The 9,076-nt window shown below is 38.0% G+C and carries 9 protein-coding genes; 5 read left to right on the top strand and 4 right to left on the bottom strand.

Annotation, left to right across the window (positions count from 1 at the left end):
• Nucleotides 1-266: 266 nt before the first annotated feature.
• A complete protein-coding gene (locus JP36_RS09685; protein ID WP_039174212.1) occupies nucleotides 267-611 on the bottom strand; it encodes a DUF496 family protein in 345 nt (114 codons plus the stop codon).
• A 215-nt stretch (nucleotides 612-826) separates the two neighbouring features.
• On the opposite strand from JP36_RS09685, the gene serC reads away from it, so the two are divergent.
• From serC to JP36_RS09660, 5 genes are all read left to right on the top strand, one after another.
• Complete coding sequence (gene serC, locus JP36_RS09680) at nucleotides 827-1,912, top strand: 3-phosphoserine/phosphohydroxythreonine transaminase (RefSeq protein WP_039174211.1); 1,086 nt, start codon at nucleotides 827-829, stop codon at nucleotides 1,910-1,912.
• A gap of 18 nt (nucleotides 1,913-1,930) precedes the next feature.
• A complete protein-coding gene (hisC, locus tag JP36_RS09675; protein WP_039174210.1) occupies nucleotides 1,931-3,028 on the top strand; it encodes a histidinol-phosphate transaminase in 1,098 nt (365 codons plus the stop codon).
• A gap of 27 nt (nucleotides 3,029-3,055) precedes the next feature.
• The gene (gene aroA, locus JP36_RS09670; RefSeq protein ID WP_039174209.1) at nucleotides 3,056-4,354 is read left to right on the top strand and encodes a 3-phosphoshikimate 1-carboxyvinyltransferase; all 1,299 of its coding nucleotides are present in this window, start codon (nucleotides 3,056-3,058) and stop codon (nucleotides 4,352-4,354) included.
• 197 nt (nucleotides 4,355-4,551) lie between these two features.
• A complete protein-coding gene (gene hemA, locus JP36_RS09665) occupies nucleotides 4,552-5,874 on the top strand; it encodes a glutamyl-tRNA reductase (RefSeq protein WP_039174208.1) in 1,323 nt (440 codons plus the stop codon).
• Nucleotides 5,874-6,287, top strand: a complete 414-nt coding sequence (locus JP36_RS09660) for a VOC family protein (RefSeq protein ID WP_039174207.1) — start codon at nucleotides 5,874-5,876, stop codon at nucleotides 6,285-6,287. Before hemA ends, JP36_RS09660 begins: the two co-directional genes overlap by 1 nt.
• A gap of 422 nt (nucleotides 6,288-6,709) precedes the next feature.
• Here JP36_RS09660 and pal read toward each other — a convergent pair whose 3' ends face one another.
• The 3 genes from pal to tolA all read right to left on the bottom strand — a co-directional run.
• Complete coding sequence (gene pal / locus JP36_RS09650) at nucleotides 6,710-7,162, bottom strand: peptidoglycan-associated lipoprotein Pal (RefSeq protein ID WP_013746819.1); 453 nt, start codon at nucleotides 7,160-7,162, stop codon at nucleotides 6,710-6,712.
• A gap of 10 nt (nucleotides 7,163-7,172) precedes the next feature.
• Nucleotides 7,173-8,444: a Tol-Pal system beta propeller repeat protein TolB gene (gene tolB, locus JP36_RS09645; RefSeq protein WP_039174213.1), complete on the bottom strand. Its 1,272-nt coding sequence runs from the start codon at nucleotides 8,442-8,444 to the stop codon at nucleotides 7,173-7,175.
• Nucleotides 8,445-8,496: 52 nt separating this feature from the next.
• A partial coding sequence (gene tolA, locus JP36_RS09640; RefSeq protein ID WP_039174206.1) for a cell envelope integrity protein TolA occupies nucleotides 8,497-9,076 on the bottom strand: 580 nt, incomplete at its 5' end.

Raw genomic sequence — 9,076 nt, 5'->3', positions numbered from 1 at the left:
ACTTTGGCAAAATGAGCAGTTTTTTATTCATATTTCAAAAAGAGGGCTTAAAGCCTTGTACTATAAGGCTTTAAGCCACTTTTTAGCAACAATTTTGTCTACTATGCCTTCTTTTCTGTATTCTAAAATTGAAGTTAATAATATCTTTTTTATATTTGCTCTCCGCTTCTAATAAATAGCAAATATAAAACCTGTCTTATGTTCTAATCACTAGTTTTTTAAGACAGGTTTTTCTTTCGTATTTCAGTGTATAAGCACTGTTTTTACTACTCTTTAGTTTTCTTCAGCATTTCCGCGTGTAAACGACTCTGCTCCTTCATTGCTTTTTTAATTTCTTGACGTTGTTTTGATGCTTCAGCATTACGAATCATATAATCATCCACACGAGATTCATAATCATCACGCATATTAGCAATAATGACCCGAATATCCGCTACTGACATATCATCTGTGATATATTGATTCAAGTTGTCAAGTAATAAAACCCTTTTCTGGTTATCTCGGATTTTGCGATCATTATCGGCAATATCACGCAAAAGTTTATTCTTTTGACGATACATACGCACATACTCCAACACATCTTCAAAACATTTTTTACTTACATTTTCCATAGTCAACTCTCTTATTGATACATAATAAAATATTCTATGCTTACTGTAGCGGTTTTTTAGGGTATCGTCAAAAAGATGTAATGATTTTCTTGCTCGGATCAATTATGTCTGTTCAATAATTCACAAACCGGATAGAAAGCGATTGATAATTCACATTTCTAGTGTTAAAACTAAGCACATTTATATGAATAAAATAAACAAGAAGGTGAATAAATATGACAGACGTATTTAATTTTAGTGCAGGACCGGCAATGATGCCTAAAGAAGTTCTACTACGAGCCCAAGCAGAACTGCTTGACTGGGAATCTCTCGGAACTTCAGTAATGGAGGTTAGCCATCGTGGTGCCAATTTTATGGCGTTAGCCAAGCGTTCTATTGAAGATTTACGCAAATTATTTAATATTCCTGAAAATTATCAAATTCTGTTTGCACAAGGTGGTGCCAGAGGGCAATTTGCCGCTATTCCAATGAATTTGCTTTCCGAAAACGGCAAAGCACTTTATTTAACCAGTGGACACTGGTCAACAGCAGCAGCCAAAGAAGCAAAATTATTCGGCAATGTAGATGAAATCAATATTTTAACGGAAGAAAACGGTAAAACTGCCATAACTGATCTTGATTTCAGCAATATCGCCGAACAATACGATTATGTACATTACTGCCCGAATGAAACTATTAGCGGTGTAGAAATCTTTGACGTTCCTAACGTCGGTAATGCTACATTAATTGCGGATATGTCATCAAATATTCTTTCTCGCAAAGTTGATATCAGCAAATTCGGTATGATTTATGCCGGTGCTCAAAAAAATATGGGGCCATCAGGGATCACATTAATCATCATTCGTGATGACCTTATCGGTAAAGCTCGTCGTAGTACACCTTCCGTTTGGAATTATCAAATTTTGCGCGATCACGATTCTATGTTTAATACACCACCAACATTTGCTTGGTATCTCTGTTCATTAGTATTTGAACATTTATTAGCAAATGGTGGAATTGAACAAATTGAGTTAAAAAACCGTGCCAAAGCAGAATTGCTCTATCGCTATATTGATCAAAGCAACTTTTATCAGAATAAAGTTGCCGCCAAAAATCGTTCATTAATGAATGTGACCTTCACCACCAATAATGATGAATTAAATGCAAAATTTGTCAGTGAATCCAATGCTGCCGGTTTAAGAGCATTAAAAGGACATAAAGTGCTTGGCGGTATGCGTGCTTCTATTTACAACGCAATGCCAATTGCCGGAGTAGAAGCCTTAATTGCTTTTATGGAAAAATTTGCTAAAGAAAATCAATAATTAATCACAGGAAATCATATGAAATTCTTAGATGTTGCCAACACTGGCGTTAAACAGTTATCTCCTTATCAAGCAGGAAAACCAATTGAAGAATTGGAACGAGAATTAGGTATTAATAATATTATTAAATTGGCTTCTAACGAAAATCCTTTTGGCTTTTCCGATGTTGCCAAGCAAGCTATTTTAAATGAGCTCAACCAACTTACACGTTATCCTGATTCCAATGGTTTTTACTTTAAACAAGCAGCAGCAAAAAAATTTGGTCTTGATCCGTCACAAATTACGTTAGGCAACGGTTCAAATGATCTTATTGAATTAATTGCGCACACCTTTGTCAGTGAACAAGACGAGGTTATTTTCTCGCAATATGCCTTTATCGTTTATCCTTTAGTGACACAGGCGCTTAACGCTAAAGCAGTCGTCATTCCGGCAAAAGAGTGGGGGCACGATTTACCTCAATTTTTAGCGCATATTACTGATAAAACTAAATTAATTTATATTGCTAACCCAAATAATCCGACAGGAACATTCCTTACAACGGCAGAAATTGATCAATTTTTGGCAAAAGTACCGGAACATATTATTGTAGTACTTGATGAAGCTTACACTGAATTCACCGATCCTGCCGAACGTGTCCCTTCATTCGAACTACAGAAAAAATATACTAATTTAGTGGTGTGCAGAACACTTTCAAAAGCATACGGCTTAGCAGGTCTTCGTATAGGTTATGCTGTTTCTAACCCTGAAATTGCCGGCTTATTTAATCGTGTTCGTCAGCCGTTTAATTGCAACAGCCTTGCTTTAGCCGCAGCTACTGCAGTGATTAATGATGATGATTTCGTCAATAAAGTGGCAGAAAATAATCGACAAGGAATGAAACTTCTCATAGATTTCTTTGAAAAACAAGGATTAGATTATATTCCATCTAAAGGTAACTTTATTACAGTTGATTTTAAACGACCAGCCTTACCTATTTACGATGCATTACTGCATAAAGGCATTATTGTTCGTCCTATTGCCGGTTACGGAATGCCAAATCACTTACGTATCAGCATTGGTTTACCGGAAGAAAATCAAGCATTTATCGATGCATTAACTGATATTTTAGCTAATTAATTGATAATAAAAGGAACATTGCTGTTTATGAATTCGATTACGCTAAATCCTATTGATTACATTGACGGAGAAATTACACTTCCCGGTTCAAAAAGTCTTTCCAACCGAGCATTATTATTAGCCGCTATGGCAAAAGGAACAACAACCATCACTAATCTTTTGGATAGCGATGATGTTCGCCATATGTTGAATGCACTAAAAGCATTAGGTATTCAATATCAATTATCCGAAAATAAAACTGTCTGTGAAATTCAAGGCAATGCCGGTGCTTTTGAATGGCAAAACGGATTAAGTTTATTTTTAGGAAATGCCGGCACAGCAATGCGTCCTTTAACGGCGGCACTCTGTTTAGCGCCAAACAAAGCTGAGCCTAGTGAAATTGTTTTAACTGGAGAACCAAGAATGAAAGAGCGCCCGATTCAACATTTGGTTGATGCTTTGCGGCAAATGGGTGCTGAAATAGATTATTTGGAACAAGAAGGTTATCCACCGCTTGCCATTCGCAATCACGGATTAAACGGTGGCAAAGTTGAAATCAATGGTGCTATTTCATCTCAGTTTCTTACTGCGTTATTAATGGCAGCTCCGTTAGCAAATCAAGATAGCGAAATTCATATTATCGGGGATCTGGTATCCAAACCTTATATTGATATTACATTAAAGATGATGTCTGTTTTCGGGGTGCAAGTGCAACACCATAACTACCAGATATTTTTCGTTAAAGGTAACCAACAGTATCAATCGCCATCCTCCTTTATGGTTGAGGGAGATGCCTCTTCCGCCTCCTATTTCTTGGCTGCTGCTGCCATAAAAGGTAAAGTCAAAGTCAACGGTATCGGTAAAAAGAGTATTCAGGGCGATATCCAATTTATTGATGTTCTTGAACAAATGAGGGCAAAAGTACATTGGCACGATCACTATGTTGAAATCGAAAAAAATGAGTTACACGGTATTGATTTGGATATGAATCATATTCCAGATGCAGCAATGACAATTGCCATCACCGCGCTTTTTGCTGAAGGCGAGACTGTCATTCGTAATATTTATAACTGGCGCGTGAAAGAAACTGATCGTTTAACGGCAATAGCTACCGAGCTAAAAAAAATAGGGGCTGAAGTTGAAGAGGGAAAGGATTTCATACGAATTCAACCACTTGCTCTAGATCAGTTTAAACATACAGAAATAGCAACCTATAATGATCACCGAATAGCGATGTGTTTTGCACTAATCGCTCTGTCAAATACACCAGTAACTATTTTAGAACCAGAGTGTACAGCAAAAACATTTCCGACCTTTTTTGAGGAATTCAAAAAAATTGCTCATTAACAAAAAGGAGATATTGATATTACAATCAATATCTCCGCTCTTTCAGTATAATCCCTATGAGGTATCTTTTCCTGCTAAATCAAAAAATTTCCTGCTTTCATTTGCTAGTTGTTACTAGATTATTTAAAATCTTGCGATGTTCTGTTTTGTTTTTTTAATGTGGGAATAGCGGTGTTCCGCTAGTAAAAGAGTGATTTATGGCAATTTTGGTATTAGGTATTAACCATAAAACCGCAACCGTGGCTTTACGTGAAAAAGTTTCATTCGATGATGATAAACGTCAACTTGCATTACAACAGTTACAATCCGAATTAGCAGAGAGTGCCGTTATTGTATCAACCTGTAACCGCACTGAAATTTACTTGCACAACCGCCATATTTCACCACAGGAAGATAACGAACAAAATCAACAATGGCTACAACAAATCAAAAGCTGGTTTGCCCAATTACACCAAATCACTGAAGAAGAATTACAGCGCTCTATTTATATCCAACAAAACCAACAATGTGTCACACATTTAATGCGCGTTGCCTGTGGTTTAGACTCACTAATCCTTGGTGAACCGCAAATTTTAGGGCAGGTGAAACAGGCCTTTCAATTCAGCGAGAATTTTTATCAGCAGCAACATTCTGCCATTTCTACCGAACTTTCGCGCCTATTCCAAAAAACTTTTTCTACCGCAAAACGAGTGAGAACTGAAACCGAAATCGGCGGTAGTGCTGTTTCTGTTGCTTATGCAGCTTGTAGTTTAGCACGACAAATTTTTGATTCTTTTAAACGTTTACGTATTTTATTAGTGGGTGCCGGTGAAACTATCGAATTGGTCAGCCGTCATTTGTTTCAGCACGGCGCAAAACACATTATGATTGCTAACCGCACCATTGCTAACGCAGAAGCATTGGCAGCGCGTGTTGGCGGGCAAATGGATATTTTATCGCTGGATCAACTTCAACAAGGGCTAAATCTTGCTGATATTGTGATTACTTCTACCGGCAGCTCAAATATCCTCATTACACACAAAATGGTCAAAGTGGCACAGAAACAACGCCGATTTGATCCAATGTTGATTGTTGATATTGCTGTTCCTCGCGACGTTGAAGATAAAGTAAGTGAGCTTGAATCTGTCTATCATTATAGCGTTGACGATCTGCAAAATATTATTCAGCACAATATGCAACAACGAGAACAAGCTTCCATTGAAGCGGAAAATATTATTCAGGAAGAGTGCGCTGATTTCTTTGTTTGGCTAAAACTGCATCAATCTTCAAGTCTGATAAAAAATTATCGTCAACAGGCAGAGCAAATTCGTTTGGAGCTGCTTGAAAAAGCATTAACTTCATTACAACAAGGCACTGATAGCGAAAAAGTAATGCAAGAATTAAGCTATAAATTAATGAATCGTTTATTACACACACCAACCCAAGTGATGCAGCAATTAGTTAAAGCCGGCGAAACAAAAAGTTTACAGCTGTTTTCCAAATCACTTGGACTCAGTGACAATGAACAGCAGGAGAAGTAATGTCGCCATTAATTGGTTTCCACCATATCGCCTTAATTGTTTCCAATTATGAAGTTTCCAAACATTTTTATATCAATATTCTTGGTGCTGAAGTGATTGCGGAAACTTATCGCCAAGCAAGGCAGAGTTATAAATTGGATTTGCGTTTTCGCGATGGCAGTCAAATTGAGTTATTCTCTTTTCCAATAACACCACCAAGACCAACAACGCCTGAAGCTTGTGGGTTACGTCATCTTGCTTTTAAAGTGGACGATCTTCAACAAGCTATTGAATATTTGAATCAACACAATGTTGAATGTGAACCGGTACGCATTGATGAACTCACCGGCAAGCAATTCACTTTTTTTAAAGATCCTGACGGTTTACCGCTGGAGCTTTATCAGTGGGAAAACCACTCAAATCACCACTGGTAATGACATCAAAACCGTATTGGCGTAAAATAATCTTGAAACTATAAGCTTACTTAAAGATATCCAAGCTAAAGAGATTTTCAACGCTGCACACGACCGCATTGAGCGTGAAGTGGGTAAACAAACCTGACGATGAACAATGAAAAAATCCTCCTGAATTTTGGCAAAAACACTATTTTGATAAATAAAGAAGGGATTTAGTTAGATGGTGTACATATTGGGATGCAGGAGAAGGAGTTGCAAGTGCCTGAGAATACGAGGGAATTAAAACCACGCTATCGAATCCAGTTTCATCTATTAGATGATGAAGGAAAACCTTACCAAAATACGCCATTTACCATCAAACTTGTAGTGGTACACTACAAATTCCAAACAAAAAGAAAGCCCCAAAAGGGGCTTTCCAAAAGAATTGCTAATAGACGTGATTAGTAAGCTAATACTGCACGACGATCTTTAGCATAATCTGCTTCGGTGTGACCTAAAACAGCTGGTTTTTCTTCACCGTAAGAGATTGTTGATAATTGACCACCTTGAACGCCTTTACCTTCTAAGTAGCTTTTAACTGCATCAGCACGACGTTGACCTAACGCGATGTTATATTCTGGAGTACCACGTGGGTCAGTATGACCTTCAACTTGTACTTTTGAAGAAGTATCTGTTAAGTATTGTGCATGAGCATCTAATAATTGAGCATATTCTGGTTGGATATCATATTTATCAAAACCAAAATATACAGTGTTGTAGCGTTGTTGTAATTCTTGCGCAGTCATATTACCGTAAAGTTTACCTTGTTGATCAGCTGCTTTATCAGAGCTGCTACAAGCTGCTAACGCTAATACTGGTGCTGCAACCATTAACACTTTAGCTAATTTTTTCATTTTATTCTCCTTAATTTTGAGTTAAATATGGCGACCAAGCAGGGAATTTAATTTGTCCCCCTGAACCAGGCAACCTTGCTTTGAAACGTCCGTCTGAGGACACTAATTGTAGCACTTTGCTTACACCTTGGGTAGAACTATAAATAACCATAGTTCCATTAGGTGCAAAGCTTGGGCTTTCATCTAGGAAGGTAGAAGTTAATGCAATAATACTTCCACTTTCTAAATCTTTTTTCACTAATTTATTACCATTGACCATGACAATTTCTTTACCATCTGGAGACATTTCACCACTATAGCTATTTCCCGGAGGACTAACTAATGATGCACCACCACCATTAGCCCCCATCATATAAACAGCCGGCGCACCACCTCTATCAGAAGTAAAGATAATGGAAGAACCGTCACTAGACCAGCTTGGCTCTGTATTATTACCGCTACCACTAGTTAATTTTACAGGTGAACCACCACCAACACCCATTACATAAATATTCAACACACCATCCTCATTCGAAGCAAATGCTATACGAGAGCCATCCGGTGAGAATGATGGTGCGCCGTTATGACCTGGTAATGATGCAATAATTTTACGGGATTTACTAGCAAGATCTTGCAAAACTAATAAAGATTTTTTATTTTCAAATACACTATATGCTAATTTTTTACCATCTGCAGACCAAGCTGGCGACATAATAGGTTGCGAACTATGGAATACATTAAAAGCATTATAACCGTCATAGTCAGATACTTGTAAATCGTAAGAACCGGAATTATTTTGGATAACATAAGCAATGCGCGTTCTAAATGCTCCTCTAATACCGGTTAATTTTTCAAACACCTGATCACTGACAGTATGTGCTCCCCAACGAATCCATTGATTGGTTACGGTATAAGAATTCTGAGATAGAACAGCACCAGGTGTACCTGAAGCTCCAACAGTATCAACAAGCTGGTATGAAATATTATAACCACCACCTGCAGGTGTTACCTGTCCAACAACAATAGCATCAATACCTAATGCTGACCAAGCTTCAACATTGACTTCACCAGCAGAAGTTGGCTGCTGAGGCATTCTGTCCACCGGGATAGGATTGAATTTACCGCTAAAGCGTAAGTCTGAAGAGATAATATCTGCAATATCAGCAGGTGCTGAACCGGGACCATTCCATTTAAAAGGAACAACCGCAATTGGGCGCGCACTATCAACCCCTTCATCAATAACAATTCTGACTTCAGCAAATAGCTGTGTCGACTGCGTTAACAAGCATACCACTGCAAACATCCAACTATATACAAATTTTTTAATCATAAGGCCACTCTTCCTCAAGTATTACCTATCTCAATTTAAAATCAATTACCGGCTTTTGATATTTTCTATACACGGCATCTGATGGTGGCGCCGGCACTTTCTTCGTTAAGGCTACCGCTCTCAATGCTGATGTACAGATATCATCTGAACCAGAAACTTTGTGATAATTTAAAATTGTTCCATCTCTCGCCAATTCAATTTGTACCGTACAAACTTTATTAGCAAAACTTGAATCTTTCAACCAACGGCGTTGAATTTCACGCTTAATAATTGCTGTATATTGATCTCCAACAACATCTCCTTCACCAGCACCATTACCACCGCTAGAGCCTTCTGCTCCTTTACGGTTACTGTTACTTCCTTGACGACTACTACCACCGCCAATATCACCATTATTAAGGAAATCATCCAATGCATTCTGTTGAGCTAAACGTTGTGCTTTTGCTTCCGCATCTGCCTTAGCCTTTGCAGCGGCTTTTGCTTCTGCAGCAGCTTTCGCTTTAGCCTCAGCAGCTGCTTTGGCTTTTGCTGCTTGTTCCGCTTTTGCTTTAGCTTCAGCTGCTGCTTTTTCAGCTTTTTCTTTAACCTCTTTTTCCGCTTTAGCT

The sequence above is a fragment of the Gallibacterium genomosp. 1 genome (assembly GCF_000771875.1).
GTDB lineage: Bacteria > Pseudomonadota > Gammaproteobacteria > Enterobacterales > Pasteurellaceae > Gallibacterium.
Note: the sequence above shows the minus strand (reverse complement) of the source record. Positions and strands in the feature narration are given on the sequence as shown.

Excerpts from the sequence above, each read along its gene's own strand:
- JP36_RS09685 (WP_039174212.1), bottom strand. The coding sequence starts at position 611 with ATGGAAAATGTAAGTAAAAAATGTTTTGAAGATGTGTTGGAGTATGTG.
- serC (WP_039174211.1), top strand. The coding sequence starts at position 827 with ATGACAGACGTATTTAATTTTAGTGCAGGACCGGCAATGATGCCTAAA.
- hisC (WP_039174210.1), top strand. The coding sequence starts at position 1,931 with ATGAAATTCTTAGATGTTGCCAACACTGGCGTTAAACAGTTATCTCCT.
- aroA (WP_039174209.1), top strand. The coding sequence starts at position 3,056 with ATGAATTCGATTACGCTAAATCCTATTGATTACATTGACGGAGAAATT.
- hemA (WP_039174208.1), top strand. The coding sequence starts at position 4,552 with ATGGCAATTTTGGTATTAGGTATTAACCATAAAACCGCAACCGTGGCT.
- JP36_RS09660 (WP_039174207.1), top strand. The coding sequence starts at position 5,874 with ATGTCGCCATTAATTGGTTTCCACCATATCGCCTTAATTGTTTCCAAT.
- pal (WP_013746819.1), bottom strand. The coding sequence starts at position 7,162 with ATGAAAAAATTAGCTAAAGTGTTAATGGTTGCAGCACCAGTATTAGCG.
- tolB (WP_039174213.1), bottom strand. The coding sequence starts at position 8,444 with ATGTTTGCAGTGGTATGCTTGTTAACGCAGTCGACACAGCTATTTGCT.